Here is a 26,638-nt window from a genome sequence, read left to right as displayed (position 1 = left end):
AACAGGCTGACACACAGGGAATTCGGGTGTCGTGGGGCTCTTAGGGTTACGCGAAATAAATCCCGCGTCGCCAGCCCCAGCCGTGTTGCACAGTCAGGGTGCACGCGACTGGGGCATCAGGCGGACTTATACCTGGAAGATGGCCGACTTGGCCGCGGCGGACTCCTCGATCGCCGCCAGCACGCGCTGGACCTGCAACCCCTCCTCGAACGACGGCGATGGTGCGGTGCCGCCGCGGATCGCTGTGAGGAAGTCGCGGATCTGGTGGGTAAAGGTATGCTCCCAGCCGATCACGTGGCCCTGCGGCCACCATGCTTCCACGTAGGGATGCCCGGGCTCGGTGACAACGATCCGGCGGAAGCCCTGCTCCGCCGCGGGCGCAGTAGCGTCGAGGAACTCGAGCTCGTTGAGCCGCTCGAGGTCGAACGCCAACGCGCCCTCTGTGCCGTAGATCTCGATCCGCAGCGAGTTCTTCCGCCCGGTCGCAACGCGGGAGGCCTCCACCGAGGCGATGGCCCCGCCGGCAAGTACCAAGGTGGCCCACGCGGCGTCGTCGACCGTTACCTCCTCGGCCCCGTCCGGGCCCGGGCGGTGGCCCACGAAGGTGTGCAGGCGACCGGAAGCCTCAATGACCCTGTCGCCCAAGAGGTACTGGACTTGGTCGATCGCGTGCGAAGCAATGTCTCCCAGCGCCCCCGACCCGGCGGTCTCCTTCCGCAGGCGCCAGGTCATCGGCGACTCGGAGTCCGCGAGCCAGTCCTGCAGGTAGGAGGCGCGGACTTCGCGGACCGTGCCGAGCCGGCCCTCGGCGATGAGACCGCGGGCGTACGCGAGTGCGGGTACGCGCCGGTAGTTGAAGCCGACCATGGACAGCACCCCGCGCTCCCTGGCCGTCTGAGCGGCCGCGACCATGGCCTCGGACTCAGCGAGCGTGTTGGAGAGCGGCTTCTCCACGAGTACGTGCTTGCCGGCCGCGAGGGCCGCGATCGCGATCTCGGCGTGCAGCCAGCCCGGCGCGCAGATATCCACGATGTCCACATCGTCCCGAGCGATGACCTCGCGCCAGTCCGTCGCGGACTCCGCCCATCCGTACCGGGCAGCAGCCTCCGCGACCTGTTCGGCGTCCCGGCCCACCAGGACGCGCTGCTCGACGGCCGGAACGTCGAAGTACGCTGTCACGTTCCGCCATGCCTGCGAATGCGCCTTGCCCATGAATGCGTACCCAATGGCGGCCACGCCCAGCGGACGACTCATCGCAGAACCTCCTCAGGTAGGATCGGCGATTCCGGACGATCCTGGGTTTCGGGCGAACTGTGGGTTTCGAACCAGCCCCGCGGCTGGTTGCTGACTTCGGGGGCAACCCGGTGCATTTCAGGTTGCGCGGCCCAGCTGACTCCGTTCGCGATGACCCGTCGGACCTGCGGGTGGTGGTAGACCGGGTACTCCTGGTCTCCGGGGCTGAAGTAGAAAATCCTGCCCTTGCCCCGAGTGAACGTGACCCCCGAGCGGAAGACCTCGCCGCCCGCGAACGAGCTGATGAAGATGAGGTCGTCTGGATCCGGAATATCGAACAGCTCCCCGTACATCTCCTGCTGGGGAATGACAATCGGGTTCTCGACCCCGTCGGCGATGGGATGCGAGGGTTTGACCGTCCACACGAGCTCGCGCTCGCCATCATTGCGCCATGCCAGCGAGCAGCTCGTGCCGAGGAGCCGGGTAAAGATTTTAGCGAAGTGCCCCGAGTGCAGGACGATCAGCCCCATGCCGCCGAGAACGTGCCGCTGGACGCGCTCGACCACTCGGTCATTGACTTCAGCGTGGGCTTTGTGACCCCACCACAGCAGCACGTCGGTCGCCGCCAACGTCTCCTCCGACAATCCGTGGTCCTCGTCCGAGGCGAGCGTGGCCGTCGAGATGTCGGCGCCGGGAATAGCCTCGCGAAGGCCGTCCGCGATCGCGCCGTGGATGCCCTCTGGATAGATCCGCCCGATGTGTTCGGGTTCATTGAGGGACTCGTGAACTCCCTCGTTCCAGACAAGGACGCTCAGTTTTCCGGCGCTGTTCACAGCCGGACCTCCTTCGCTTCGCGAGCGGACTGGTAGCACGCATCGATGATCTCCGCCCGGCTCAGGGCCAAGGAACCGTCGTGATCCCCCCACACGCTTTCGCCGCCGCGCACGATCTTGACGAAATCTTCCACGACAGCCTGATGACCCCGCCCTGGCTGGGCTTCGGGCATGTAGTCGGCGTTTTCGCCGTCCCTGTCGGTGAAGATCGTGAGCTCGCCAACAGGGGCGGACGGTGATCCCTTGGCCTTCAATTCGGCGCCCCCGTCCGTACCGTAGACCATGAAGTCGATCACGTCATCCATCTCGCGGTAGCTGGCCCAGCCTGCCTCGACGAGGAGGGTTGCGCCGCCCTCCAGCCGGAGGAACGCAGAGGCGAAGTCCTCGACTTCGAAGGCGTGCTCAGCGCTCATGGGCGAGAAGCGTGCACTACCACCGCGCCCCCTGGGCCCCAGCTCGGCATGGACAGTCGCCGAAACACTCAGGACTTTCGGCTCGCCGAGCAAGTGGAGGGCGTAGTCAAGCACATGGACGCCGATATCGGCCATCGGGCCGCCTCCGGAAAGCTGCGGGTTGGTGAACCAGCTCCCGAGCCGCGGGATGCCCGTGCGGCGCAGCCACGACGCCTTCGCGTAGTAGGGTCGACCGAGCTCGCCCGCGTCGATGATGGATTTGAGCTTCTGAATGTCTCCGCGACGCCGGTGATTGAAGGCGACGTCCAGGACCCGGCCCGCCTTGCGGGCTGCGGCGACCATGGTTCGGCCTTCATCCGCAGTGCGGGCGAGCGGCTTCTCGCTCAGGACGTGGAGTCCGCGCTCGAGGGCGGCGACGGCGATGGGCGCGTGCAGGAAGGTCGGAACGGCGACGCTGATAGCGTCGAGTTCCTGGTGCCCGATCATGTCCTCCCAGCGGAGGAAGGCATGCGGAACGGCGTATTCGGCCTGGAGCGCGAGGAGCAGCTCCTCTTCCATCCCGGCGACGGCGACAATTTCGACGCCGGGAATTGTGCTGTAGGCCTTCAGGTGCTGCTGGCCGGCCCAGCCGATACCGACGGCGCCGACCTTGAGTGGCGCGGGAGCTTCGGATTTCTCGGGGTTCACGGAAATGGTTCCTTATCTACGATGTAATTTCGATCTACGGTGAAATTGGCGGGTAGGTGGATTGGTTCAGCCCTTGACGGCTCCGGCGGTCATCCCGGCAACAATCCGCTTCTGGCAAATGAGCACCAGGACGACCAGCGGGATCGTGACGATGACTGAAGCGGCGCTGATTCGGCCAAGTGGAACGTCGAATTCGCTCATCCCGTTGAAGAAGGCGATCGCGACCGGTACCGGCCTGGCAGCCGGCGAGCTCGTCAGCGTCACGGCGAGGAGGAACTCGTTCCAGACCGAGATGAACACGAGGATGGCCGTGGTCGCGAGGCCCGGGACGGCGAGCGGGAGAATGACCCTCCTGAACGCTTGGAACGGCGTCGCCCCATCCACGTAGGCGGACTCCTCGAGTTCCCGCGGGATGTCCCGGAAGAAGGAGGTCAGGGTGTAGATGGCCAGCGGCAGCGCAAACGTGAGTTTAGGGATGATGAGGCCCAGAAGCGTGTCGTAAAGGCCGATCTCCCGCCAAATTGCGAACATCGGGGCGGCGATCGCAATGGCGGGAAACGTCGTGACCGAAAGGACCAAAGTCAGGATGAGAGCCTTTCGGCGCATCTTCAGGCGCGCCAGCGCATAGGCGGCGAACGAGGCGAACACGAGGGCGACGACGGTGGTGACGACGGCAATAATCACCGAATTGCGCAGTGCCAGGAGGAAATCGCCGTTGCGGAACACCGAGAGATAGTTGTCGATGGTCGGTTGACTCGGGAAAAGCTCGCCTTGACCCAGGCTCGCGCCCGTCTTCAGCGAGGTGCTGACAAGCCAGTAGAAGGGCACGAGCGAGAACCCCATCACGACGACGGCGAACACCCACACGAGCGGGTGAAGTCGGGTCCTGCTGCGTCTGCGCCCCGTGGCGCGGGTGGTCTCGGCCTGCTCGGCGGAGGGCCGTGAGGCGGTCAGGGTACTCATGAGCGGTCCTCCCGCGCGATGTCGCGGATGTTCCCGCCTCCGAAGCGGATGTACACGGCAGAGACGATCATGACGGTCAGGAAGGTGAGGATGGAGAGCGCGGAGCCCTGTCCGACGAGCCGGTTCTCGTTCAGCTGGCTGTAGGCCAGCATTGACATGGACTGCGTGCCGTTGGCTCCATGGGTGAGGACGAACGGCAGGTCGAAGATCCTCAGCGCGTCCAGCGTGCGGAAGATCGCGGCTAGGACGATTGCGGGTCGGAGGAGCGGGAGCGTGATGTTGACGAACGTCTTCCATTTGCCGGCCCCGTCGAGTTCGGCGGCCTCGTAGGTCTCTTGGGAGACAGCCTGCAGACCGGCGAGGATGATGAGGGCAGCGAACGGCGTCGTCTTCCACACGTCCGCCATCACGATCACGGCCATGGCGTAGCCCTGCTCCCCAAGCCAGACAACCCCGGCACCCGGAAGGTGGAGTGAAGCGAGGATCTGCGGCACGAATCCAGTGGTCGGATCGAACATGGTCTGCCAGGTGATCGCGCTGACGACCGTGATGATCGCGTAGGGCAGCAGGACAACCGTACGGAGCAGCGCTCGGCCTCGGAAGGCGAGGTTGAGCAGCAGCGCCATCCCGGTGCCGAGAACCATCTCGAGTGAGACAGAGCAGGCCGCGAAGAGGAAGGTCTGGCCGAATGCCTTCCACCAATCCGGACCCGCGAGGGCGTCAACGTAGTTGCCGAGCCCCACGAACCGCGAAAGCCCGGCCTGGCGGACGCTGTATTGGTTGAGCGAGAGCCAGATGGCGAATCCGATCGGCACGGCCGCCACCAGCGCCATGAGGATGAGGGAAGGCGCGGTCATGCCGGCGGCGAGGCGCCGCTCTGCACGGTCCCGTTTGCTGGGATGTCGGCGGGCTGCAAGGGGTCGGATCGCCGTCATCAGAAGCTCGCCTGGGCGCTCTTGATCTGATCCGCCATCTTCTTCACGGCCTCGTCCGTGCCCGAGGTGCCCGAAAGCACGGAGTAGACGTTCTTGTAGATAGCTTCAGAGATCTGCGAATAGACCGGGGAGACCGGCCGGGGCTTGGCACCCTTGACGGAGAGCAGGAGCTCTTTGGCGAAGGGCATCTTCGCCAGGACATCCGCGTCCGAGTAGGCCGCCTCGTCCACGGGGGCCTGGGAGTAGTCCATCGCTACGTGCTTCTGCCACTCTGGAGTGGACTCGAAGTTCACGAAAGCCACCGCGGCACCCGGGTTCGACGAGAACGCCGAGATTGCCAGGTTCCACCCGCCGAGTACGCCGCTGCCCTTGGAAGTGCCGTCGAAGGCCGGCAAGGGAGCGACGCCGAACGTACCCTTCAGCGGTGTCGCGTTCAGTTGCCCGTAGACGTTCGGCCAGTTGCGTTCATAGCCGAACTTGCTGGACTCGTACGCCAGGCGGGACGCGTTCTCATCGTAAGTCAGCACGGCCCGGTCCGCAGAACCGTTCTTGATGCCCTTCGCCATGAAGTCAAGCACCTTGCGGGTTTCAGGCGAATCGACCTTGACGTTCCCGTGATCGTCGATCACCTCACCTCCCGCGCTGTAGAGGAGCTCAAGGAAGTTCACGGTGAGGCCTTCATACTGCTTGCCCTGGTACACCAAGCCGTTGCCCGGAGACTTTGCCGCTTCGGCGTACACCTGCTGCCAGGTCTCGGGCTTCGCCACCTTGTCCTTGGCATAGAAGATGAGACCGGCATTCGTGTAGAACGGAGTGGCCCAGGACTTGTCCTTGTATTGCGTGGTGGCGACCGTTGACGGGATGAGGGTCCCCTTGACGGCGTCGGTCACCTTGCTCATGTCCTGGAGCCAACCCTGCGAAGCGAACTCGGGAGTCCACGTCACGTCCGTGAGATACAGATCGCACTCGCTCGACTTCGCCTGAAGCCGCTGTACCGCCTGGGTTCGGCTCTCGTCGGTGGTGGCGCCCAGGACGGTGTACTTCGCGGTGATCCCAGGGTTTGCCTTCATGAAAGCGTCGACCGTGCCCTTGTAGAGGCCCACGGAGTCCCTTCCGCCGCAGATCGAAAGGCTCCCTGAGGCGCCCTTTGCCGACGCCGGGTCCACGACGTGGACCGAAGGCCCGGCCGACGGCGATGCGTTGCTCCCGCAGCCGCTTAGGGCGAGGCTGATGGCGCCAGTGACCGATAGGACGGCGGCCATCCTCCGGCGCCGCGACGAACGAGGGCGGCCGCCGAGAGGTCCGGCAGATGATGGGATGGAAAAAGGGTTGATGTCCACAGATTGCTCCTTGGGGATCGAGTGCCTCAGGGTAGGTCCAATAGTGGTGGATCGATTCGGCAACAGTGCCGAATCGATCCACCATGAATCAAAAAAACTAGCGCATCCAACCGGCTCCGGCTTTGACGGATCGATTCAGCACTCCGCTGATCGTGTCAGGTGACACGCATCACTGTCAAGCATTTCCGTCAAGGAGCGCTGTGGCACCCACACGATTCCCTGACCATGAGTTCCGGGGCGAAGATGCGCTCGGAGACACCCGTCGAGGGCTCGGCGATTTCGTCGAGGAGCAACTCGGCGGCCGCGCGTCCGAGCCTCTCGGGTCGGGTCGCGACTGACGTCAGGGGAGGCTCCCAGAGCGCCGCTGCCCGAACATCGTCATAGCCGATCACCCGAACATCTGCCGCTCTCCCTGCGACGCGCAGGGCTCGGTAGACGCCAAAGGCAACCGCGTCGCTCTGGCATATGATTGCGTCCGGGAGCTGGCCCCGCGCAAGAAGCCGTTCCCCCGCCTTCAGGCCGCCAGCACCGTTTGACGCGCTCTCGACCTCAAAGAAACGGCCCGGTTCCACGCCGGCTTCCGCCAGCGCAGATCGCACGCCCTCAATCCTGTCCCGGCGCGAGAGATGACCAGCCAGCCCACCGACGAACGCGAACGTCCGGCATCCATGGCCCAGGAGGTGTTCCGCCGCCAGGCGGCCACCTAGCCGATCATCGGGTCCAACATATGGAGCAGAAACGCCTTCCAAGTACTTGGTCACGAAGACGTGCGGTATCCGGGAAGCTTCGAGCCCCTCAAGGAAGCTCCTCCCTGAGCCGGTGGCCGGCATGATGGCAAGCCCGGCGACCTGGTACTCACGAAGCTCCGCGACGAGTTCGTCCTGCCGCACGGGATCGTCCGAGGACGCGACCACGAGCGAGCGGAACCCTGCCTCAGCCAGCGCCGATTCGAGTCCCACGAGGAGTTCGCCAAAAAAGGGGTTCGCGATGTCAGTGACAACGACTCCGACGGTTGTGGTCCGCCGGGTTCGGAGCGATGCGGCACCACGGTTGTAGACGTACCCGAGCTCGCGTATTGCTTGGTGCACCCGGTCCCGGGTCTCGGAGGACACGCGCCCGGTGCCGGTCAGCACGTTCGAGGCGGTGGTCCTGGACACGCCGGCGTGGGCGGCGACGTTCTTCAGCGTGACAGCATGGCCCATCCGCAAAACATAGCAGGAACTCGCCGAATTAACTGCGGCGCTGCCCCTCGCCTCGGCGTCACCCGCCGTGACCTGCGAAATATCCTAGTCAGGGGCGGTGTTGGCGCACATATGACAACAATCGGAATCATTGGTGCAGGACACATTGGCAGCCAGGTCGCCCGCAAAGCGGTTGAGCTTGGGTATGACGTAGTGATCAGCAACTCGCGGGGTCCGGAGACCCTCGCGGAACTGGTGGCAGAGCTTGGCACGCATGCCAGGGCCGCAACACCGGCCGAGGCAGCAGCGGCGGGCGATTTCGCCGTCGTCACCGTGCCCCTCAGGAGCTACCAGGACATTCCCGTGGGGCCCCTCGAGGGCAAAATTGTGATCGACACGAACAACTACTACTGGGAGCGGGACGGCCGCATCCCGGAGCTGGACAAGGGCGAAGCCACCACGTCCGGGCTGCTTCAGAAACACCTGCCCACGTCCAAGGTGGCGAAGGGCTTCAACCACATCATGGCGAAGGAGATCACCGCGGACGGTACCCCGGCGGGCACCGAAAACCGCCGCGCGCTGGCCACCGCGAGCGACTACCCCGAGGCCGCCGAACTCGTGGCGAAGCTCTACGACGAGTTCGGCTTCGACACCGTGAATATCGGACCGCTTGATGAGAGCTGGCGCGCGGAGCGTGACCGCCCGGCCTACGTGATTCGGCAGAACGCGGCAGAACTCAAGGACAACCTGGACAAGGCAACACGCACCACCTGAGGAACCTCCAAACAACCCAGCAGCGGCTTGCCTACGAAAGGCAAGCCGCTGCTGCGTTTCAGCTTCGAAGAGAGCCGATCCGTCAGGGCGCCGGAGCGGGATCGACGACGGCGAGCCCAGCCAGCGCGGCTGCCTTGCGGACGTACGCCAGGTTCGACGCCGTCCGTTCCTCCAAAGGAAGCTCGGTGGAAAAGTCCTCCAGCGTGACCCAGGAGTCGTAGCCAACCTCTGCGAGCGCCCGGAAGTAGCCGAGGACGCTTCCCTGCCCCTCGGACAAGGGAGCCCATTCGTTGACCCACACGGCCGCGCCGGATTCGTCCTTCATGTCGGTGCGGACCCAGCGGGCGTTCTTTACGTGGACATGTGCCAAGTAAGGGCCAAGGAGCTGGAGTGCAGGCAGGGGTGATTCCCAGCCCTCAATCAGCAAGTTGCCAAGGTCGTGGATAACGCCAACGTGCTGGGGATCCAGTCCGTCCAGCAATCGCCGGGCCGAAGACGCCGAGGCCGTCACAGTTCCATGGTGCAGTTCCACGAGCGCCTTGACACCGTGGTGTGCAGCGCGGGCGGCAATCCACTCGTAGTGTTCCCGGGTGGATTGGAAGAGCTCCGGGTAGGACAGGCCGGTGGGTTCCTGGCCACCCATGTTGGAGTTGCCCAGCGGCAACACGTTCACGCGAACTTGCTTGGCACCCAAGGCAGCAGTGGCAGCGAGGACACGATCGACGTCGTCGTGGTTGTCGCAGCGGGCGTAGCCGCCGAGACCCGAGAATTCGAGCCCCGACGCCGCGGTGAGGCGGGCAATCTCAGGGATCGAATCCTCCAAACCCGTCATGGGCCAGGTGGCACGGTTCCCGGCCCAGAAGCCTGGTTCTGCCGCCTCCGCCTGATCGGTGACCCGCCATTCGATGCCGTCCCAGCCCTGGGCAGCGAGCTTTGTGGCGGCTTCTTCGGGCGACCATTCGGGCGTGGATGCGGTGAAGACGGAAAACTTCATGCCGAAACCCCCTGCCGGTGGGAAGCGGTGTCAGCGCCGGCGCTGCCGGTGCGGACCTCCACATTTTGGTACTTGCCTGCAATGACATCGGCGATCAGCACGGGCTGGCCCAGGGTGGCCGAGACATACAGGGCCCGCACAGTGGCAAGGGCGGTCACGGCGTCCTGGACGGTAACCCCGGCGGGGCGGCCTGCGCGGATCGCCGCAACAATGTCGCGGTATTGGCGGACGTGTCCGGCCGGGTAGACGGTTGGGTCCAGTGCTTCCACTTTGTCGTCCGGGTATTTGGCGAGTTCGACGGCGGCCTGGTTCCCGCCGCCGAGGATGCCCATGGCGCTGCTCTCCGCCGGATCAGCTGCGTCGGAGGCGTGGAAATATGCGAGATCGTCGTTGTCGATCACCGCGGAACCCTTACTTCCCATAACCTGCAGGCGAACCGTCAGGCCCGGGTACGCCGCCGTCGTGGCGTGCAGTACGGCAAGTGCGCCTGACTCAAACGTCACGGTGGCCACAGCGGTGTCCTCGACTTCAACGCCTTCGTGCGCCAGCAGCGCAGTTTTGGCGCTGATCTCGACGGGCCGGCCGAGGAACCACAAGAGCAGATCCACGGTGTGGACGCCTTGGTTCATGATGGCGCCGCCGCCGTCCATCGCCCAGGTTCCGCGCCAGGCGCCGGAATCGTAATAGCCCTGGCTCCGCCACCAGCTGACCGAAGCGACGGCGGAAGTCAGGGTACCGAAGCGTCCGGCACGGCGGGCCTCGTCCACCACCCTGCTGGCCGGATCGAAGCGGTGCTGGCTGATCACGGTGGCCACCAAGCCCTTGGCCTCGGCAGCCTTGGCCGCGACAATGATTTCGTCCGCCCGGCTCAAGTCGACGTCAAGGGGTTTTTCGATCACGACGTGCTTGCCGGCATCGAGCGCTTCCAGCGCTTGCTGGATGTGGAGCCCGCTGGGCGTCGCGACGATGACCAAGTCCACGGGGGCTGCCGCGATCGCCTCGGCCAGCGTCAGGAAAACCGCCGGTTTCGGGGCACCTTGGTCTTCGATCTTGGCGGCGAGCGCCTCGGAAGCCTCTGCAATCTCATCCACGAGTGCCGTGATGACGACCTCCGGAAACTCCCGGACCGCAGCCGCGTGCGTGCGGCCGATGACTCCGCATCCCACGATTGCAGCGTGAATTGGTGCGCCAGACGCGCCGGACACGCCGCTGCCGCCGGGGCTCAAGTTTTCCTCAGTCACTTAGTTTCCACTCCTGCTTCGCTCAGAACTTTCGCGAACGCCCTCGCGGCGATGCCAAACGCCGTCGGGCCGGAGAAACCGCCCAATCCGTGGGCACCGGCCAAGTGCGGTTCGAGGCTGGCGAAGCCGGTGTAGCCGTCGGCTTTCAGGGCCTCGACGGTGCGGAGGACATCGCCGTCGCCCTCGCCCGCCGGGACCACGGTGGCGTTCGAGAACAGCGCGTCCTTGACCTGCAGATATTCAAGGTGCGGGCGCAGCTTGGCGTACCCCTCGTCGAAGGGCTTGACGCCCACCTGGACGAAGTTGGCCGCATCCCAAGCGAGTTTCAGTGCCGGAGAATCCACGGATTCGATGATGTCCAGGATCCGCTCCGGGATGTCACCGAAGATGTCCTTCTCGTTTTCGTGCAACAGGACGACGCCGGACTCTTCAGCAACGTCCGCGAGGGCACGCATGCGTTCGATAACGTCATCCCGGATGCTCTCAACCGCCACGTCTTCGCCGTAGTAGAAGGAGAAGATCCGGATGTAGCGGGATCCAAGGACATGTGCGGCGTTGACAGCCCTGCGGAGCCGTTCCACCTCGTGTTCCACGGGAAGGGAGACGTCCACCTTCCCGATCGGCGAGGCGATCGCGGAAACTTTCATGTCCGCGGCATCCAGCAAGGACTTCAGTTCACCAAGCTGCGCGTTGTCCAGATCCACGATATTGGTGCCCCAGGCACTGCGGACTTCAATGTGGTTGGCTCCCAGTGCCTGCATCACGGCAATCTGGATCTTGGGGTCGTCGTCGATCTCGTCGCCGAAGCCCGAGAGCTCCCATTCAACAGCTGGCGTGCTCATAACTACTTAACTCCTCCGGCGGTCAGGCCGCCCACTAGGTAACGCTGGAAAATCAAGTACAGGATGACCACCGGGGCAGCACACACGAGGGAAGCCGCCATCATCTGGCCGTAGAAGGGAATCGCCCCGCCTTCTTGCGAGGCACCGAAGACCTGGAGTGCGACGGCGGCCGTCTGGCTTTCGGGCCGCGTCATGACTGAGGCGAACAAGACGTCGTTCCAGCCGAGCAGGAACGCGAAAATACCGGAAACAACGACGCCGGGCCAGCTCAGCGGGAGGATGATCCGGACCAACACGCCGAGGTTACTGGCGCCGTCGATCCTTGCAGCTTCTTCGAGTTCGCGCGGCAGTCCGCGCAGATAGGTGACCATCACCCAGGTGGAGAACGGCATTGCGAACGTCAGGTAGGTCACGAACAGGCCCCACTGGGTACCGATCACCTGGATGCCAAGGTAGCTGGCGGCCGACGAGAACAGCACGAATACCGGAAGCACCATGAGGGTGCCCGGCACTGATTGAAGGGCCAGGAGCCCACGAAGGATCGTCAGGCGCCCGCGGAACTGGTAGCGGACCAGGACGTATGCGGTGGCGATCGACATCAGCGCGGAGACCACGGCCGTGGAGCCGGCAACGAGCACGCTGTTGGCCAGGCCAGTGGCCAATCCAACGCTGGTCCAGATCTTGGCGTAGTTCTCGAAGGAGAACGTGGACGGGAGGAACTCGCCGCGGGCCACGCCGATGTCCGAGTTGACGGATGCCAGGAAGATGTAGGCCACCGGAATGAGCACCAGGGCACACAGCAGGGTCAGGATGATGGCAAGCATGGGTCCTGGCATGAGCCGGGTGACTTCGTGCTGGCGTTTGGAGCCCGGGCGGAAGTCTTCGCTCGAACGGCGTCCGACGGCGGTAGTTGCGGTGCTCACTTTTTGCCTCCGGGGGTTTCGGCGTCGTCGAGTTTGACGGCCCGCAGATAGACGAACAAGGGGATCGCGATCAGGATCAGCGAAATGAACGCCATGGCCGCGCTGAGTCCGAACCTGAAGCTCTGGAAGCTGGTGACGTAGGTGAGGATCGGGAGGAGCTCGACGTCGGACGGGGCGGGTACCCCGAAGAGGACGAACGGCAAGGTGAAGTTGTTGATGTGGTGGAGCATGCCGATCAGGAACGCCAAGGCCAGCGGGCCCTTCAGGTAGGGGAAGACCACGTAGCGGAGCTTGTTCCACCACAGTGCACCGTCCAGGGCCGAAGCCTCGTGGACCTCATGGTCCACGGACTGCAGTCCGGACAACGCCAGCAAGTAGACGAACGGCCACGATGCCCAGATCTGGACCAGGATCAAGGTCCAAAATGACTGCGGCCCGTTGAGCCAGAGTCCGGTGTCGATACCGACGGAATGCAGCGCCGAGTCGATGACGCTGCCCGGCTGGAACATGGTCCGCCACACCGTGGCCACCACGAAGGATGGCAGGACATAAGGGATCAGGAAGATGGAACGGATCACTGCGCGGCCCTTGAATGCGTTCTGGGTCGCGACGGCGCCGGCGATGCCTAGCGGGATCGTGACCACCATGGCGAGCAGCGAGTAGCTGACACTGAGCCAGATGGAGTGCAGCAAAGGCGATGCGGTCAGCGCTTCAACGAAGTTCTGCACTCCGATGAACGGAGCACTGACCCACTTGCGCAGCGAGTACTGGTCCAGGTCCAGCCCCGACATGAAGATGCCGAGCAGGAGCGGCACCACGATGATGATCACCATCAGCAGGCCGCCCGGAATCAGCATCCACAAAGGGCGGTTGCGCTCGCTCAGCCCCTTGCGGCGCCGCGGCGCGTTCTCCGGCGACTGCGGGCCCGGCTTGGCAGCATGGGACGATTTGCGGCGCGATGCCTTGCCCGCAGTCAATGAATCGGTGGACATGTCAGTTCCTACTTACTTCGAGGCCCGGTCAAGTGAGGCCTGGCCCTTGGTTTGCGCGTCCTTGAGGCGGGCCTGCAGGCTCGAATCGTCCACGGAACCCTTGGAGAGGTCCGGGATCGACTGGACCACGACGTTCAGGAGAGCCAGCTGGATGTCGCCCCAAGCGCCGGTGAACGGCGTGGCCTTGGACTTTGCAGCGGTATCGGCAACCGGTTTCAGTGCCGGGTTGTCCAGTGACTTCAGGGCCTCGGCGTTGGCCGGCAGGTCTCCGAAGATCTTTTGGTAGTTCAGCTGCTCGTCCTTGGACGTGATGAGGTTGACGTACGCGAAAGCCAGGTCCTTTTGCTTCGAGTAGTCGGCAACAACCACGTTGTCACCGGAAAGGATGCTGGCCGCGTTCGCGGAGTCTCCCTGCGGCGACGTCTGGCCGGGTGCCGTCGTCGGCATGGTTGCGTAGGCATACTTACCCGCAACAGCGGACTTCTCGAGTGTCGGGAGGGAACTCGACGTCGTCATCATCAAGTAGCCTGCCTTGCCTGAGGCAAAAGCGGCAACGGCGTTGCTGTTGCTCCACCCAATGGAAGCCGGGTCAACTACCTTGTCCTTGGTGAGCCAACCGAAGTAGGTGTCGTAGGCCTTCTTGACGGCCGGATCGTCAAGCTTGAGCGTCTTGCCGTCCACCAGCGGGTTGCCTGCCTGTACGGACATGGCCCAGATGAACTTCCAGGGGTCGTAGTTGTCCTTGTACCCGGTGGCCAGGCCAAACGTGCCGGTGGTCGGGTTGGTCATCTTCTTGGCCTGGGCTGCGAGCTCATCCCAGCTGGAAGCGGGCTTGTCGATCCCGGCCGCGGCCAGGAGGTCCTTGTTGTAGGCCATCACGAACGGCCGGCTGACAAAGGGAATGCCCGCCTGGTGCTGGGCGTCGGGGCCCGAGATGCCCAGGGCTGCCTGGTTGAACTTGTCCTTGCCACCCACCTTCTTCCAGTCGTCGTCGGACAACATCACGAACGCCTTGGTCGCGTAAGCAGTGGGGGTGAAAGTGGTACCGAGGCTGTACACGTCGGGGCCCTGTCCCGAGACGACGGACGTCTGGATGCGGGTCAGTTCATCGTTGGCGGAAGCGAACGTTTCGAACTCGACGTCGGCACCGGTCTGCGCCTTGAACTTGGCGGCAATGTCGGTGAACCACTGCTTTTGCTGGGCAGAGTACTGGGCGTTGACACCTGTCAGGACGCTCAGTTTCTTGCCCTTTCCGTCAACGGGTCCAGCACTGCCCCCGGAGCTGCTGTTCCCGCCTCCGCAGGCGGTCAAAGCTAGGGCTGCTGTTAGGGCAACAGCAGCAAATTTGGCGGACGATGCAAACTTCATTGTTTTCCTCCCTGGAAACCCGATGACCTCAATGGCGTGGTGCGCGTCACATCGGGTGATTGCTCCGAGTCTAGGCATGCGCAACTGTGATGACAAGCGATTGCCAAAAATTGTCATCGGTGCTCCAATTGTGGGACAAGTCACTCATTGTTGAGGGGCTGCGGCAGATGAGGAATACCCAGACCATGCCAGAACTAGAGCTCCAGTCACCGGGCAGGCAGCCCACTATCCGAGACGTCGCCGAGCTCGCGGGAGTCGCTACGTCCACCGTCTCGCGGGCATTGACCAATCCCGGGAGAGTGAACCATGTGACGCGCGAGCGGATCGAAGAAGCAGCCGCGCAATTGAACTACATACCAAGTTCCCAGGCCCGCGGACTGAGCTCAGGACGCACGCAAACCGTCGCCGTCCTGGTCCCGGACATCACCAACCCGTTCTACTTCGACATCATCCGCGGCACGCAGCACCAGCTGAAGGCTGCCGGCTACACGCAACTGCTTGTGGACACCGAGGAATCAGCAGAGATGGAGGCAGATGCCCTCCAGAAAATGCGCCGCTCAGCGGACGGCTTCATCCTTGCCGCGTCACGCCTGACGGACGAACAACTAACCGAGGCAGCGGCGCTTCAGCCCCTGGTCACCATCAACCGGGCTCCCGCAATTGCGCCCACCGTGGTGATCGACACGCCGTCGGCCATCATCCAGGCGCTGGAACACCTGGTCTCGCTTGGCCACACGAAGATTTGCTTCGTCGGAGGGCCGGCCACCTCTTGGTCCAACGCCAAGCGGTGGCAGGCATTCCAGGTTGAGACCAAGGAACGGGAATTGACCACATCCAGCGTGGGGCCGTTCGCACCCAAGACGACGTCGGGCGCGGCTGCCGCGGACGCCGCGGTGCACACGGGGGCCACGGCATGCATTGTCTTCAACGATCTGCTGGCCATCGGCATGCTGCAGCGGCTGCGCGAACGCGGAATCCGCGTGCCCCAGGACATGAGCATTGTGGGTTGCGACGACATCTTCGGAGCCGATTTCTGCAACCCTCCACTGACCACCATGGCTTCGCCTATTGAACAAGCTGGGCGCGTAGCCGTCTCCATGCTCCTTTCCCGGCTGAATCCCCAGTACGGCGGAACCAGCCGGCGCTTGGCGGTCATGCCCACGCACCTGACCGTCCGGGCGTCAACGGGGGCCGCGCCGGCGCACTGAACGGCCCGGCTTCCCCAACCGGACCAGCCCCAGGGTGGGTTGAGCGCGCGGTGAGGCACAACACCCGGAGTGATGAATTGCGTGTTCCGAGCACTCATTACTAGTGTTGGGGGCATGCGCACACTCCAGGCCACGATCATTGCGGAAATGGGCGTCCAGCCCCGGATCGACCCTGCCGGGGAGATCCGCAAACGGGTCACGTTCCTGAAGGAATATCTCAAGGCTACGCACACCAAAGGCTTTGTTTTGGGCATCTCCGGCGGACTGGATTCCTCCCTTGCCGGGCGACTCGCCCAGCTGGCTGTCGAGGAACTCGAAGCCGAGGGCGTCGAGGCGAACTTCGTAGCAGTCCGGCTCCCCTATGGCGCCCAGCACGACGAAGACGACGCCCAAGCGGCACTGGACTTCATCCAGGCCAAGACCGAATGGACGTTCAACATCTCCCGGGCAGTCGACGGCTTCGAGGACGAGTTCGAAAAGACCACGGGCGCACGGATCTCGGACTTCCATAAGGGAAACACGAAGGCCCGGGCCCGCATGACCGCCCAATACGCCCTCGCCGGCGAGCACAATTACCTGGTGATCGGCACGGACCACGGAGCCGAATCCGTCACCGGGTTCTTCACCAAGTTCGGCGACGGCGGTGCGGACATCCTCCCGCTCTTCGGCCTCAACAAGCGGCAGAACCGCGCGCTCCTCGCGGAACTGGGCGCCCCGTCCAGGGTCTGGGAGAAGATTCCGACGGCGGACCTCCTGGACGGCAAGCCGGGGCGCACCGACGAGGATGAACTCGGCGTCAGCTACGACCAGATCGACGACTACCTTGAGGGCCGCGAAATCACCGAGGCCGCCGCAATGCTGATCGAGCAGAAGTACCTGCGCACCCGGCACAAGCGGACCGTTCCGGTCACGATTTTCGATACCTGGTGGAAGTAGCTTCCTAGGGCCTTCCCGCCTCAAATCGTGGGTGCGGGCCCGGTGCTGCGGTCCGGAACGCAGCCCCACGGCCGTCCCGACGGTCTCGCTCCGCACGCACCGCCGCACCCTGTTTACTTGCGTCCCACGGGCCCTTCCAAACCCTTGGATGTCCTAGTATATTGCAGGTGAGGCGGATCACACGGCCAGCTTGACCCAGGTCCGCGCCGATCCCATCCGTGCAGGGCGAAAGGCAGACAATGACAGTCACCGACGACTTCCGCGCAGCCCGCGACCGGCTCCTTGAGCTGCGCACCGACTACTCCCAGGCACATGGCGAATTCCAGTGGCCACGCTTCAGCGAATTCAACTTCGCCCTCGACTGGTTCGACCAGATCGCAGCCAACCCCGGCACGGCCAACAACCCGGCGCTGGTCATCGTCGAACAGGACGGCAGCTCCATCCGCCGCAGCTTCTCCGAGCTGGCCAAACGGTCCTCGCAGCTTGCCAACTGGCTCCGCGGCAACGGTGTCCGCCGTGGCGACCGCATGATCATCATGCTTGGGAACCAGGTGGAGCTGTGGGAACTCATGCTCGCCGGGATCAAACTCGGCCTGGTCCTCATCCCGACCACAACTCTCATGGGCCCACGCGACATCACGGATCGAGTGGAGCGCGGCGGCGCCCGCTGGGCCGCCGTCGGGAGCGCCAACATCGCCAAATTCGCCGAAGTGCCCGGCGATTACACCCTGATCGAGGTGGGCGACGGCGGCCCGGCCGGCGGCCTGCACCCAGCCGCCTTCCATTACGGCGAAGCCGATTCCGCCGAGACCGAGTTCACGCCGGACGCCCCCACCGCCGGTGACGAAACGATGCTCCTCTACTTCACTTCCGGCACCACGTCGCGGGCCAAGCTGGTAGAGCACACCCACACGTCCTATCCAGTCGGCCACTTGTCCACCATGTATTGGATCGGCCTGGAACCCGGGGATGTCCACCTCAATGTGGCGTCCCCCGGCTGGGCCAAGCATGCATGGTCCAACGTATTCACGCCATGGATCGCCGAGGCTTGCGTCTTCGTCTATAACTATGATCGCTTCGACGCCAAGGCCCTCATGGAACAGATGGAGCACGAAGGCGTCACGAGTTTCTGCGCCCCGCCCACGGTGTGGCGCATGCTCATCCAAGCGGACTTGACCCTGCTGAAAACCCCGCCCACCAAAGTGGTTTCGGCGGGCGAACCGCTCAACGCCGAGGTCATCGGGCAAGTGGAGAGGGCCTGGGGCCAGACCATCCGTGACGGCTTCGGCCAGACGGAATCGACCGTTCAGGTCGCCAATACCCCGGGGCAGCCGGTCAAGACCGGCTCCATGGGGCGGCCATTGCCCGGTTACGACGTTGTGCTTGTTGACCCGACCACCGGTGAAGAGGCCGACGACGGCGAGCTCTGCTTGCGCTTGGACCCTCGCCCCGTGGGGCTCATGAAGTCCTACTTCGGCGACCCGGAAAAGACCGCAGAGGCCTTCCGTGACGGCTATTACCACACGGGCGACATGGCCAGTCGGGACGAGAACGGCGTCATCACCTACGTGGGCCGCGGGGACGATGTCTTCAAGTCGTCGGACTACCGCCTGTCCCCCTTCGAACTCGAAAGCGTCCTGATCGAACACCCCGCCGTGGCGGAGGCCGCCGTCGTGCCTTCTCCTGATCCGGTCAAGCTCTCGGTGCCTAAAGCGTTCGTGGTGCTCGCCGCCGGGTACGCGCCTGGGCCCGCTGTGGCGGAGGACATCCTCAGGTACTGCCGGCAGCATCTGGCTCCGTTCAAGCGCATCCGTCGGCTCGAATTCGGCGAGTTGCCCAAGACGATTTCCGGCAAGATCCGGCGTGTCGAACTACGGGGCACGGAAGTGGCCCGCCACGGCGACGGTCCGCTGCCTGCAGGACTGGGCGTCGAGTACACCGAGGACGAGTTCCCGAGTCTGAAAGAATAGGCAGCCACCAACTAATGTCAGGAGGCACCGTGGGCAGCCCGCTCCCCCGCGACCCCATCGCGGACGCCCAGCGAAACTGGGAACGCCACGGCTGGGGCGAAGTCGCCGCGCCCATGGCGGCGATCACCGCGATCATGCGCACGCAGCAGATCCTGCTTGCCCGGATCGAGGGTGTGCTGAAGCCGTTCGGCCTGACCTTCGCGCGTTACGAACTCTTGGCGCTGCTCAGCTTCGCCCGCAGCGGCGCGCTGCCCATGAACAAAGCCAGTGCGCTGCTCCAGGTGCATCCGACGTCAGTGACCAACGCCGTCGACCGCCTCGAAAAGGCAGCCCTCGTGGTCCGCTCCCCGCACCCAACTGACGGGCGCACCACGCTGATTGAGCTCACCGCTGAGGGCCGCACCCTCGCGAAGCGCGCGACGGCGGCCCTCAACAGTGAGGTGTTCGGACAGTCCGGCTTCGGCGACGACGACGTCGAACACCTGATCCGTGTGCTGGGAGACTTCCGCAAGGCCGCCGGAGACTTTACGGACTGACTCCTCCATTGGATTGAGGCCCCGCCCCTTTTCCTGCGTCCATGGCGTTGTTTCTGGGGATTTTCACCCCTTGTGTTGGGCGCGATAGCGCAGAGGGGTTATCTGATGGATCGCCCGGAACTGACGGGAGAAGTAGAAGGCGTCGGGGTAGCCCACCGCATGGGCGATTGACGATACTGGCTGGTCGGTCGTGTCAAGCAGCTCTCGCGCGCGTGCCATTCGATGTTCCGTTTGATACTTCAGGACGGGATATCCCACTTGTTTCCGAAAGACGGCGGCAAAGTGTGATGGGCTGAGGTTGGCCCGGGCAGCGAGGTCGGCAATCGACACCCTCTCATGGAGGTGCGTGCGCAGGTATTGCATGGCCTGTTCCACGGTGGATTCTACTGGTGCCCCCGCCTGGACATCGGCGGTGAGAAGCGTCAGCAGATGCCACGCTGCACCAGAGGCTGCCAAGAGGCTCAGTGACGTCACGTCCCCCATCCACATGACCACCTCTTCGATCAGTGACACGGTTCGGAAGAGATTCTGTGGCCGACGCACTGGTGCCGCTGCGGTCATGCCGCCTGCGCGGAGTAGCTCTTCGAGATCGTTGCCAGCAACGTGCAACCACCAGAGCGTCCATGGATCGTCGGGGTCTGCTCCATAGGAGTGTTGGGTGCCCGGGGGAATAATAATCGCATCTCCGGCCTGAACCGCATGCTTTGTACCCTCGACAATGCACCACCCTGTGCCGCGGGTAGAGACGATAATGACTGCCTGATCAATGGCGGAGTCGCGGGTGATTCCGTGTGCCTTCGCCAGTGGAAAGTACCCGCAGTCAGTCACGACGAGGTGCCCGGTCCCTGCGCGCCGGAGCGCTTCTTTCACCCGTGGCCGTGGCAGAACGAGGAGCCTCTGGCCCGGAAACCCTTCTTCGATATACATGCCACCATGGTGAAGTTGAATCGTCGTTTTGTCCAGTTTAACGATCGCTTTAGTAGTATCCGCAATCACTGGGGGGCGCTTAGGATCGTGATATGTTCAATGTCGAGTACCCGTTCGGGTCGCCAGAAGCCGCTCCCGATGCACCAGATACGGGATACCGTGTGGACTCCGCGCCGTCGCGCATCGACCTCCCGCCGACGCCTGATGAGTTTTCCGACAATCCGGTGATCGCTTGGTCCGAACCGGTCTCGATCGATACGTATATGCCGGCCGAGCCGGACATCTATCCGGCCTTTCTGGAATCTCGCGTCTACCAAGGTTCTTCGGGCCGGGTCTTCCCGCTGCCGTTTCACGAAAAGCTCAGCCATAAGAAGGCCCCGCACCAGTGGCAGGCTATCCACCTTGAAAACCAGTGGGTTCGCCTCATGATCCTGCCGGAGCTCGGCGGACGCATCCATGTGGGGTACGACAAGAGTTCTGACTACGATTTCTTCTACCGAAACAACGTCATTAAGCCCGCGCTTGTTGGCCTCGCCGGTCCTTGGATCGCCGGAGGTGTGGAGTTCAACTGGCCGCAACACCACCGGCCGGCGACCTTCCTTCCTACCGACGTTGAAATCGAGCACGAAGCCGACGGTGCGATCACTGTGTGGTGTTCAGACCATGATCCGTTCGCGCGGATGAAAGGCATGCACGGAATTCGCCTGCGCCCGGACAGTTCGGTCATCGAGGCCCGCGTCAGGCTCTACAACCGGAGCGACCAGACCCAGACTTTCCTCTGGTGGGCCAACGTCGCGGTCCGGGTCCACGACGGGTACCAATCCTTTTTCCCCACCGATGTCCACGCAGTCGCGGATCACGCGAAGCGCGCATTCACGACCTTCCCTCGCGCCGAGGGCCACTATTACGGGGTGGACTACCCAGCGCAGGTTTCCCGGGAGAACCCCGACGGTGACCGGCTCGACTGGTACCGCAACATCACGGTTCCGACGTCGTACATGGTAGTCGACACCCAGGATGACTTCTTTGGCGGCTACGACCATCACCGGAAATCCGGCTTCGTACATCTCGCCGACCATGCCCTTGCTCCCGGAAAGAAGCAATGGACCTGGGGCAACACGGAATTCGGGCGTGCCTGGGACGCCAACCTCACCGACACTGACGGGCCGTATGTAGAGCTCATGGCCGGCGTCTACACCGACAACCAACCCGATTTCTCCTACATTGCGGCGGGAGAGACGAAAACTTTTAGCCAATATTGGTTCCCCATCCGCGGCATGGGGCCCGCCCACCAGGCAACGACATCCGCAGCCGTGCGGGTTGATCTCGAGTCCCACGAGAGCGCAACCCTCGTGCGCATCGGGGTGAGCAGCACCGGAGTCCATCCAGCCGCCGTCGTCCGCCTTTCCGACCTGGCCGGACGCGTGCTCCACGAGAGCACGGTCGAACTCGCCCCGGGCACTCCTGCCACGCTGACCGTCAAATTGGATGCCTCCTACGAGCCCTCGGAACTGTTAACCTCCGTGGAGAGCGATGGCATCGAACTCGTCGGCTGGTGCGCCAGGGCCGAGGGTGCGCCGCGGGAACTTCCGCCAGCCGCGACCGAGCCGCCCGTACCAGGGGAGGTGGAATCGGTGGAGGAGCTATTTCTCATCGGACAATACCTTGAGCAGTATCGCCATGCGACGAGATCGCCCGAACCCTATTGGGAAGAGGCGCTCCGGCGAGACTCCGGTGATGTTCGCTCTTCGATCGCGCTGGCGAGTCGGCACCATCAGGCGGCGAACTTCGGGGTCGCAGAGACACTGCTCCGTGTGGCTACCGACCGGCTCACCTCACGGGTTTCCAGCCCGGCGGACGGGGAGGCGCACTACCGCCTGGGGCTCACTCTCATCGCCCAGGGGCGCGACGAGGAGGCCGGCGCGGCCCTGGCCACAGCCTCCTGGTCCGCGGCATGGCGTACCCCGGCACAATTCGCCCTTGCCCGGATGGCTTCGCGCGCCGGTGACTACCCCGCCGCCGAGCGCGCTGCGCGCGAGGTGCTGCGCCACGACGCCGAGCACCTGCAGGCAGCGGACCTGCTCGCAGTCCTCCTCAGCGCTCGGGGACGCAATTACGAGGCGATCAGCGTCATGAACGCAACGCTCGCGATCGATCCGCTGGACCAGTGGGCCCGGCACCTCAAGGGCCTCCCGTTAACCGCTGACGCACCGACACTGCTCGACATCGCCCTTGAGTACTCGAGCGCCGGTTTCACGGATCGCGCACTCGTCCTCCTTGACCGCGCGGCCGAACACGCACCCGCAACGGCGCTCGGGCAGGTGCAGGCCGCACCGCTGATCGCCTACCATCGCGCGGCACTAATGTCCGCACTCGGAAGGGAGGACGAGGCCCGGCTGGCCCGGATCCAGGCCCAGACAGTCGATGGTCGTTACGCCCAGGCATCCCGGCTGGACGATATCGCCGTGCTCGAGTCCGCCCTCATCTCGGATCCGGGCGACGGCCGGGCCGCTCTGCTTCTTGGCAACTGGTACTACAACAAACGGCGCTATTTCATCGCCACGACCCGCTGGCGGCAGGCCTTAGACGCCGATACCGACTCTCCGACGAGGGCAACCGCGGCCCGAAATCTGGGCATCGCAGCCTATAACGTCGACGGGAACCCCGATGCCGCCGTGGCCTACTTCGAACGGGCCATCGCGATCATGGGCGAGGACGCCAAGCTCTGGTACGAGTTCGACCAGCTTGCCAGCCGCACGGGAGTGAGCCCGGAGGAGCGCCTCCAACGGCTTCGAGTTCGCGAGGCAGTGGTGTCCGAACGCGACGACCTCACGATCAGCTATGCCGGCCTGCTCGTGGCAAGCGGCGAGGCCACCCTCGCACGGGAGATTCTGGCAGCTCGACGATTCCAGCCCTGGGAGGGCGGGGAAGGCGCAGTTCTGCAGGTCTGGGAATCGGTTGCACTCGCCCTCGCCGGACAGGCTATGTCAGACGAGGCACCGGATGCAGCGGTCGCCTACTTAAGATCAGCCCTCGACAGCCCGGCGAACCTGGGCGAGGCCCGACACCCGCTCGCCAATTCGGCGGACCTTCACCTCGCGCTTGGCGATGCCCTGGCCGCGGCGGGCGACGCCCCGTCCGCCCGGGCGGCCTGGCGGCAGGCGGCATCCTTCAGCGGTGATTTCCGGAGCATGAGTGCCCAGCCGTACAGCGTCCAGACCTCTTTCTCCATCCTCGCTCTTGAGAGGCTTGGAGAGTTCGAGGCGGCTGGCCGCCTCACCGCCGAGCTCGAGGAGTTCACCCGCCGGCTTACCGAGACGCCAACGCGGATCGACTTCTTCGCAACCTCTCTCCCCGCCATGCTTCTCTTCCACGACGACCCGCAACGGGCCCGAAACGAGGAGGTCAGGATTCTCCGTGACAAACTCGCCGAACTGAACCGGGCCTCGCGTGTTCCGCGCACCCCTCTGCCGTTTGACGAGGCCGCCCTCTAAATAGTCGAACCCCTGCCGGCGGAGTCGCCGGCAGACACCCAAAGAAAAGGCAGTTCAATGCACACAGCAAACCCCCGAGTCGTGGGCAGGCGCCGTAGCCTCGTTCTCGGCACCGCACTCACGCTTGCCCTCGCGCTCTCAGCCTGCACTTCCGGCCAAGCAGAGACCCCGACGGGATCCCCGTCCGGTGCAACCAAAAGTGGCCCTATCACGATCACCTTCCTCCAAAAACAGGGTGACCAGCAATACTTCGTCGACGAGGCCAATGGTGCCAAGGCCGCCGCGAAAGAGCTGGGCAACGTCACAGTTAAAGTTGTCGACCTCGGAACCGACGCAGCCAAGGCGATCAGCCAGGTAGACCTGGCCGTCTCCCAGAAGACGGACGGCATCGTCATCGTGGTTCCCGACCAGAAGATTGGCCCACAGGTGATCTCGGCTGCCAAGGACGCGGGCATCCCGCTAATGGCCGCTGACGACACCATTTCGGATGCCTCCGGCGCGGCGGCCCCGTTCGCGGGCTTCGACGGCACAGCCATGGGCAACCTGGTCGGCAAGGAAGCCGCAGCGCTCTACCTCAAGTCGGGATGGACAGCGGCCGATACGCGGGTCATCTCGGCATACAAGCAGGACCTCGCGACGTGTAAGGACCGCACCACGGGTGCGGCCGATGCCTTCACCAAGGCGCTTGGGGGCAAGGAGGGGCCCAAGGTCATCGACATTGGAACCGATAACTCGGCGACGGATGCGCAAAACAAAGCAGGCGCCGTCATCACAGGCAACTCGAATGTGAAGCACTGGGTCGTGTGGGGCTGCAACGACGAGAGCGAAACGGGCGTCGTCACGGCACTGCAGAACTCAGGGGTCGTGGCCGAGAACATCAATGGGGTCGGCCTCGGCGCCTACCTGACGTGCAAGGACTGGAATGCCGGCCAGACGACCGGCAACAAGTCCTCGCTCTTCATCTCGGGAATTGAGGTCGGCAAAGCTGCCTTGACATCGATAGTCGCCCTGATCCGCAACGGGACCCCGCTACCTGCCAAGTCGATCGCCAAGACCGCCATCGTCAATAGCACGAACTGGAAAGAAGCCGGAGTCATCTGCACATAGCAGTCACCGATGTGCCTTTGGTCGAGCATGTCGAAGACGAACGACGGTCAACCGTCATCGGACTTGGCATGCTCGACCAGAAGAACCGACGGGGCAAATGCTCCTACCCGGGACACCCACCACAGTAAGATGCCGAACCGCCACCCGGAGGTGACGATCATGATGACCGAAAAGAATCATCGCCAGCCAACCATGCCAGGCGAACCCCAGGACGAGCCCGGTCGGGTCCTTCTTCACGCCGAAGGAATTGCCAAGTCGTTTGGACCGGTGAAAGCCCTTCAAGGCGTCGACCTCAAATTGCGCGCCGGCGAGGTCACCGCAATCATGGGCGAAAACGGGGCCGGCAAATCGACCCTGCTTAAGATCCTCACGGGCGACTACCAGCCTGACACCGGTCGGCTCATCCTCGACGGCAATCCCGTCACATTTACTGACCCCGCCCACTCAAGGCAGGCTGGTATAAGGGTCATCGCCCAGGAACCCGAGATTGTGCCGCATGTCTCCGTGGCCGAGAACATCTATATCGGCGCGATCGCAAATCGTGGGCTCCACTTTAACGTGCGGGATCTCGAACGAACCGCGGCCGAGGCGCTCACGCGATTCGGTTTCGACAGGGTGATCTCTCCCGCGACCCTTGGCCGGGATCTTTCCCCCGCTCAGCGCCAGATCGTCGAAATCATGCGTGCGCTCATTGATGAGCCAGACGTGATCTGTTTCGATGAACCCTCATCGTCGCTGGGCGACGACGAAGTCAATATCCTCTTCTCGCTTATCCGGGGCCTGCGCGCGGAGGGCAAGGCAATCGGTTACGTCTCCCACCGCATGAATGAGATCTTTCAACTAGCCGACCGAATCACCGTGCTCCGCGACGGCCGACTCGTCGGCACCAAGAAGACCGCCGATACCGACCATAACGAGTTGGTGCGAATGATGGTCGGTCGGGACCTGTCCGAGCTCTTCCAGCGCAATCGCGGCGAGGTCGGGGCGACTGTGCTTGAGCTCGAAGGCGTCATGACCGATGACGTGCGTGACATTAGCTTGAGTGTTCGCGCCGGCGAAGTGATCGGCATCGCCGGTCTCGTCGGTGCCGGTCGGAGCGAGCTCATGAAGGCGATCGTTGGGGATCGGCCGATAAAACACGGAAAGATGAGCATCAATGGCAGGTCGGTCCGGTTCTCCAGCCCCGCCGACGCCGTGCGTGCGGGCATCGGATTTGCACCGGAAGAACGCAAGGCCGAGGCCCTGATCATGGAGCGAACGGTCAAGGACAACATGGTTCTTGCCGTGCTCAAGTCACTCTCACGCTTCACCATCGTCAACGCCCGCAAGGAACGTTCCCTCGCCGAAACTTTCATCCAACAACTGCGCATCAGGACCCCATCGACGGAACAGCTCGTCAAGAATCTCTCCGGCGGCAACCAACAAAAAGTCGTGCTGGCGCGTTGGCTCGCCACAGCCCCTAGGCTGCTCGTGCTCGACGAGCCGACCCGAGGCGTCGACGTGGGCGCGAAAGCGGAAATCTACACAATCATCGACCAACTTGCCCATGCGGGCGTTGCTGTTCTTCTCGTTTCCTCCGAGCTGACCGAGGTGCTCGGCCTCTGCGACCGCATTTACGTGATGGCAGGAGGGAGGATCAACGGAGAACTTGAGCGGGCAACCGCGACCGAAGAATCCATCCTTGCCCTCGCCATGCACGACTACTCAGAAAGCGCCCCCCTCTCATGACCATGACTCCAGA

The 26,638-nt window shown here is 63.8% G+C and carries 22 protein-coding genes; 8 read left to right on the top strand and 14 right to left on the bottom strand.

All coding sequences use genetic code 11. The features are described from left to right. Positions 1–126 precede the first annotated feature (126 nt). From LFT43_RS01630 to LFT43_RS01600, 7 genes are all read right to left on the bottom strand, one after another. Complete coding sequence (locus LFT43_RS01630; RefSeq protein WP_395800625.1) at positions 127–1,254, bottom strand: Gfo/Idh/MocA family protein; 1,128 nt, start codon at positions 1,252–1,254, stop codon at positions 127–129. Continuing rightward, positions 1,251–2,066 (bottom strand): ThuA domain-containing protein, encoded by an 816-nt coding sequence (locus LFT43_RS01625; protein ID WP_395800623.1) that lies wholly within the window; start codon positions 2,064–2,066, stop codon positions 1,251–1,253. The genes LFT43_RS01630 and LFT43_RS01625 overlap by 4 nt, the downstream gene beginning before the upstream one ends. Beyond that, complete coding sequence (locus LFT43_RS01620) at positions 2,063–3,166, bottom strand: Gfo/Idh/MocA family protein (protein ID WP_395800621.1); 1,104 nt, start codon at positions 3,164–3,166, stop codon at positions 2,063–2,065. Before LFT43_RS01620 ends, LFT43_RS01625 begins: the two co-directional genes overlap by 4 nt. A gap of 66 nt (positions 3,167–3,232) precedes the next feature. Then, the gene (locus tag LFT43_RS01615) at positions 3,233–4,129 is read right to left on the bottom strand and encodes a carbohydrate ABC transporter permease (RefSeq protein ID WP_395800619.1); all 897 of its coding nucleotides are present in this window, start codon (positions 4,127–4,129) and stop codon (positions 3,233–3,235) included. Next, on the bottom strand, positions 4,126–5,064 hold the full coding sequence (locus LFT43_RS01610; RefSeq protein WP_395800617.1) for a carbohydrate ABC transporter permease: 939 nt from the start codon (positions 5,062–5,064) through the stop codon (positions 4,126–4,128). The genes LFT43_RS01615 and LFT43_RS01610 overlap by 4 nt, the downstream gene beginning before the upstream one ends. Beyond that, positions 5,064–6,404: an ABC transporter substrate-binding protein gene (locus tag LFT43_RS01605; protein WP_395800615.1), complete on the bottom strand. Its 1,341-nt coding sequence runs from the start codon at positions 6,402–6,404 to the stop codon at positions 5,064–5,066. The genes LFT43_RS01610 and LFT43_RS01605 overlap by 1 nt, the downstream gene beginning before the upstream one ends. A gap of 188 nt (positions 6,405–6,592) precedes the next feature. Continuing rightward, positions 6,593–7,606: a LacI family DNA-binding transcriptional regulator gene (locus LFT43_RS01600; RefSeq protein WP_395800613.1), complete on the bottom strand. Its 1,014-nt coding sequence runs from the start codon at positions 7,604–7,606 to the stop codon at positions 6,593–6,595. A 111-nt stretch (positions 7,607–7,717) separates the two neighbouring features. On the opposite strand from LFT43_RS01600, the gene LFT43_RS01595 reads away from it, so the two are divergent. Further along, positions 7,718–8,359, top strand: coding sequence for an NADPH-dependent F420 reductase (locus LFT43_RS01595; RefSeq protein ID WP_395800611.1), 642 nt, complete (start codon positions 7,718–7,720; stop codon positions 8,357–8,359). Positions 8,360–8,441: 82 nt separating this feature from the next. On the opposite strand, the gene LFT43_RS01590 is transcribed toward LFT43_RS01595, so the two are convergent. From LFT43_RS01590 to LFT43_RS01565, 6 genes are all read right to left on the bottom strand, one after another. Next, the gene (locus LFT43_RS01590) at positions 8,442–9,353 is read right to left on the bottom strand and encodes a sugar phosphate isomerase/epimerase family protein (protein ID WP_395800609.1); all 912 of its coding nucleotides are present in this window, start codon (positions 9,351–9,353) and stop codon (positions 8,442–8,444) included. Next, the gene (locus LFT43_RS01585) at positions 9,350–10,594 is read right to left on the bottom strand and encodes a Gfo/Idh/MocA family protein (RefSeq protein ID WP_395800607.1); all 1,245 of its coding nucleotides are present in this window, start codon (positions 10,592–10,594) and stop codon (positions 9,350–9,352) included. Before LFT43_RS01585 ends, LFT43_RS01590 begins: the two co-directional genes overlap by 4 nt. Continuing rightward, on the bottom strand, positions 10,591–11,436 hold the full coding sequence (locus LFT43_RS01580; RefSeq protein ID WP_395800605.1) for a sugar phosphate isomerase/epimerase family protein: 846 nt from the start codon (positions 11,434–11,436) through the stop codon (positions 10,591–10,593). Before LFT43_RS01580 ends, LFT43_RS01585 begins: the two co-directional genes overlap by 4 nt. Before the next feature lie 2 nt (positions 11,437–11,438). After that, positions 11,439–12,272, bottom strand: a complete 834-nt coding sequence (locus LFT43_RS01575; RefSeq protein ID WP_395802849.1) for a carbohydrate ABC transporter permease — start codon at positions 12,270–12,272, stop codon at positions 11,439–11,441. An 83-nt stretch (positions 12,273–12,355) separates the two neighbouring features. Continuing rightward, positions 12,356–13,351, bottom strand: a complete 996-nt coding sequence (locus LFT43_RS01570) for a carbohydrate ABC transporter permease (RefSeq protein WP_395800602.1) — start codon at positions 13,349–13,351, stop codon at positions 12,356–12,358. Positions 13,352–13,363: 12 nt separating this feature from the next. After that, complete coding sequence (locus LFT43_RS01565; protein WP_395800600.1) at positions 13,364–14,719, bottom strand: ABC transporter substrate-binding protein; 1,356 nt, start codon at positions 14,717–14,719, stop codon at positions 13,364–13,366. Between the two features lie 185 nt (positions 14,720–14,904). Here LFT43_RS01565 and LFT43_RS01560 point away from each other — a divergent pair, with 185 nt between their 5' ends. The 4 genes from LFT43_RS01560 (at position 14,905) to LFT43_RS01545 (ending at position 19,369) form a co-directional block, all read left to right on the top strand. Continuing rightward, positions 14,905–15,927 (top strand): LacI family DNA-binding transcriptional regulator, encoded by a 1,023-nt coding sequence (locus LFT43_RS01560; protein ID WP_395800598.1) that lies wholly within the window; start codon positions 14,905–14,907, stop codon positions 15,925–15,927. A gap of 114 nt (positions 15,928–16,041) precedes the next feature. Then, on the top strand, positions 16,042–16,863 hold the full coding sequence (nadE, locus tag LFT43_RS01555; RefSeq protein ID WP_395800596.1) for an ammonia-dependent NAD(+) synthetase: 822 nt from the start codon (positions 16,042–16,044) through the stop codon (positions 16,861–16,863). A 239-nt stretch (positions 16,864–17,102) separates the two neighbouring features. Beyond that, entirely contained in the window at positions 17,103–18,833 is a 1,731-nt protein-coding gene (locus LFT43_RS01550; protein WP_395800594.1) for an AMP-binding protein, read from the top strand. Positions 18,834–18,862: 29 nt separating this feature from the next. Then, positions 18,863–19,369: a MarR family winged helix-turn-helix transcriptional regulator gene (locus LFT43_RS01545; protein WP_395800592.1), complete on the top strand. Its 507-nt coding sequence runs from the start codon at positions 18,863–18,865 to the stop codon at positions 19,367–19,369. A 63-nt stretch (positions 19,370–19,432) separates the two neighbouring features. Here the strand turns inward: LFT43_RS01545 and LFT43_RS01540 are convergent, their stop codons facing one another. Continuing rightward, positions 19,433–20,296 carry a helix-turn-helix domain-containing protein gene (locus tag LFT43_RS01540; protein WP_395800590.1) on the bottom strand — a complete coding sequence of 288 codons (864 nt, stop codon included), beginning with the start codon at positions 20,294–20,296 and terminating at the stop codon, positions 19,433–19,435. 92 nt (positions 20,297–20,388) lie between these two features. On the opposite strand from LFT43_RS01540, the gene LFT43_RS01535 reads away from it, so the two are divergent. The 3 genes from LFT43_RS01535 to LFT43_RS01525 all read left to right on the top strand — a co-directional run bounded on the left by LFT43_RS01535 (position 20,389) and on the right by LFT43_RS01525 (position 26,625). After that, complete coding sequence (locus LFT43_RS01535; RefSeq protein ID WP_395800588.1) at positions 20,389–23,790, top strand: DUF5107 domain-containing protein; 3,402 nt, start codon at positions 20,389–20,391, stop codon at positions 23,788–23,790. Between the two features lie 57 nt (positions 23,791–23,847). Then, positions 23,848–24,897 (top strand): substrate-binding domain-containing protein, encoded by a 1,050-nt coding sequence (locus LFT43_RS01530; RefSeq protein WP_395800586.1) that lies wholly within the window; start codon positions 23,848–23,850, stop codon positions 24,895–24,897. A 159-nt stretch (positions 24,898–25,056) separates the two neighbouring features. Further along, positions 25,057–26,625 carry a sugar ABC transporter ATP-binding protein gene (locus LFT43_RS01525; protein ID WP_395800584.1) on the top strand — a complete coding sequence of 523 codons (1,569 nt, stop codon included), beginning with the start codon at positions 25,057–25,059 and terminating at the stop codon, positions 26,623–26,625. The last annotated feature ends 13 nt before the right edge of the window (positions 26,626–26,638 follow it).

Origin of the sequence: Arthrobacter sp. FW306-04-A, from assembly GCF_044358315.1 — a bacterium.
In the GTDB taxonomy this organism is placed as follows: Bacteria; Actinomycetota; Actinomycetes; order Actinomycetales; family Micrococcaceae; genus Arthrobacter.
The sequence above is the reverse complement of the archived record's forward strand: the minus strand, read 5'-3'. Positions and strand labels throughout refer to the sequence as shown.

Bases quoted from the DNA above. Each gene is read 5' to 3' on its own strand.
- LFT43_RS01575 (WP_395802849.1), bottom strand. From the start codon at position 12,272: ATGCCAGGACCCATGCTTGCCATCATCCTGACCCTGCTGTGTGCCCTG.
- LFT43_RS01610 (WP_395800617.1), bottom strand. From the start codon at position 5,064: ATGACGGCGATCCGACCCCTTGCAGCCCGCCGACATCCCAGCAAACGG.
- LFT43_RS01595 (WP_395800611.1), top strand. From the start codon at position 7,718: ATGACAACAATCGGAATCATTGGTGCAGGACACATTGGCAGCCAGGTC.
- LFT43_RS01630 (WP_395800625.1), bottom strand. From the start codon at position 1,254: ATGAGTCGTCCGCTGGGCGTGGCCGCCATTGGGTACGCATTCATGGGC.
- LFT43_RS01530 (WP_395800586.1), top strand. From the start codon at position 23,848: ATGCACACAGCAAACCCCCGAGTCGTGGGCAGGCGCCGTAGCCTCGTT.
- LFT43_RS01560 (WP_395800598.1), top strand. From the start codon at position 14,905: ATGCCAGAACTAGAGCTCCAGTCACCGGGCAGGCAGCCCACTATCCGA.
- LFT43_RS01540 (WP_395800590.1), bottom strand. From the start codon at position 20,296: ATGTATATCGAAGAAGGGTTTCCGGGCCAGAGGCTCCTCGTTCTGCCA.
- LFT43_RS01525 (WP_395800584.1), top strand. From the start codon at position 25,057: ATGATGACCGAAAAGAATCATCGCCAGCCAACCATGCCAGGCGAACCC.
- LFT43_RS01550 (WP_395800594.1), top strand. From the start codon at position 17,103: ATGACAGTCACCGACGACTTCCGCGCAGCCCGCGACCGGCTCCTTGAG.
- LFT43_RS01600 (WP_395800613.1), bottom strand. From the start codon at position 7,606: ATGGGCCATGCTGTCACGCTGAAGAACGTCGCCGCCCACGCCGGCGTG.
- LFT43_RS01615 (WP_395800619.1), bottom strand. From the start codon at position 4,129: ATGAGTACCCTGACCGCCTCACGGCCCTCCGCCGAGCAGGCCGAGACC.
- LFT43_RS01565 (WP_395800600.1), bottom strand. From the start codon at position 14,719: ATGAAGTTTGCATCGTCCGCCAAATTTGCTGCTGTTGCCCTAACAGCA.
- LFT43_RS01535 (WP_395800588.1), top strand. From the start codon at position 20,389: ATGTTCAATGTCGAGTACCCGTTCGGGTCGCCAGAAGCCGCTCCCGAT.
- nadE (WP_395800596.1), top strand. From the start codon at position 16,042: ATGCGCACACTCCAGGCCACGATCATTGCGGAAATGGGCGTCCAGCCC.
- LFT43_RS01580 (WP_395800605.1), bottom strand. From the start codon at position 11,436: ATGAGCACGCCAGCTGTTGAATGGGAGCTCTCGGGCTTCGGCGACGAG.
- LFT43_RS01570 (WP_395800602.1), bottom strand. From the start codon at position 13,351: ATGTCCACCGATTCATTGACTGCGGGCAAGGCATCGCGCCGCAAATCG.
- LFT43_RS01590 (WP_395800609.1), bottom strand. From the start codon at position 9,353: ATGAAGTTTTCCGTCTTCACCGCATCCACGCCCGAATGGTCGCCCGAA.